The sequence below is a fragment of the Paracoccus sp. SY genome, from assembly GCF_002901215.1.
GTDB lineage: Bacteria > Pseudomonadota > Alphaproteobacteria > Rhodobacterales > Rhodobacteraceae > Paracoccus > Paracoccus acridae.
The window spans coordinates 1-1,560 of record NZ_NWMQ01000133.1 but is presented as its reverse complement, the minus strand read 5'-3'; the positions used below and the strand labels follow the sequence as shown (position 1 = coordinate 1,560).

The 1,560-nt window shown below is 61.3% G+C and carries 1 protein-coding gene; it reads right to left on the bottom strand.

All coding sequences use genetic code 11. The features are described from left to right. Nucleotides 1–364 precede the first annotated feature (364 nt). Nucleotides 365–1,381: a sensor histidine kinase gene (locus tag CK944_RS22075; protein WP_158248135.1), complete on the bottom strand. Its 1,017-nt coding sequence runs from the start codon at nucleotides 1,379–1,381 to the stop codon at nucleotides 365–367. Nucleotides 1,382–1,560 lie beyond the last annotated feature (179 nt).

The window sequence follows — 1,560 nt, the reverse complement described above, 5'->3', positions numbered from 1 at the left end:
TCCCTGGTGGTTGACTTCATGCATGTAAAGGCTGGACGAACGGCGGCAAGCCTGCGTGCCGACAGAGTCGCTCGGTTTTGCAGCGGAACCGCGACCACGGCCACACGTTCATCGCTCCGAAGCCCAGTGGTCGGCGGATGCGGCCACAATTTTCTCCCTCTCTCACTCCTCTGATGCCCGGCGTCCTTGCGCCGGGCTTTCCGTTTCAGCCTCGGCCATGAGGAGTGATCGCGTCTGAGGGGAGGGAGTTGATCCAGTGCGGCTTTATTATCAGATAACTTGACCAGCGAAGACATCTCAACTGGCCATTCCGCTCGCCGTCGTCTCCTCTTTCCATCCCCCTCACCACAGGCGCTTGGTGCGGTCAGACGCCGTGCCCGGGAAGATCCGCGGACAGTCGCGCGGAGCTGACGTCTAGGACGGCATGCATGCCGCTGGTCGTGAACTGCCGCGAAAACGATCCCTCCAGTTGATCCTGCAGGGCCAGTTCGCACATGATGGTGCCAAAGCCCTGCCCGGGCATGGCTGGCCCTGCATGCTCCGGGGCGAAGGTCTCGTCCCAGTGGATGATCAGCCGGTTGCCTTGCCGCTCCGTGTTGATGGCCAGCCGACCGGTGTCGCGGGACAGGGCCCCGTATTTGACCGAGTTCGTGGAAAGCTCGTAGAAGACCAGGGCCAGCGGTGTGACGGCGGCCTCGCTGACCAGGACATCCTCGATGGCTAGGTCGACCGGCAGTGAGCCGGCGAAAGGCTCGAGGATCGCCTCGAGAAGTCCGCGCAAGGACCGCTTTTCGGAGATTGCGGCATTCTCCTCGCCAGTTCCAGGCGCCGTCAAGGAATGGGCAGCAGCCAGGGTCAGGAAGCGTCCGCGCATCTGGGTGACCAGGTCCTCGACTGTGGATGTCTGCCGGCTGCAAAGGTTCAGGAGGCCGCTAGCGATTGCGAAGCTGTTTCCGACCCGATGCTTCATCTCCGACAGAAGCAGACGCTGCTGCTCGGCCGCACGATGCTGGGCGGTGATGTCCCGGGCGATCTTGGAGGCGCCGATGACCTGACCATGCCTGTTGCGGATCGGCGAGATGCTGACTGAGATCGGAAACAACTGGCCGTTCTTCTTGCGCCGGATCGTCTCGAAGTGCTGGATGCGCTCGCCCCGGCGCAACCGGCTGATGAAGTCGACTTCCTCATGCTGCCGGTCCTCGGGGATGATGAGGGTGATGGACCGCCCCAGCACCTCATTGGCCGGGTAGCCGAACATGCGCTCTGCGGCGGGGTTCCAACTCAGGATGATGCTGCCCAGATCCTTGGCCACGATCGCATCGTTGGAGCCTTCGACGATTGCCGCGAAGTGCTGCTGCAGGTTCTCGTCCAGAAGCGACATGGTGATATCCCAGTGAAAGCGCGCACCCGCAGTTGAAGCCCAAAACGACAGCGTAAGACAAGAGCATGTTGCCGCACACGTCATCACTGAGATATCTTTATTCAATACGGTTTTGAGCGACTATGCCTCATCCTGAGGTGGATGCTGGAGCAGCCATGGATCTTGATGAACTTTACCGC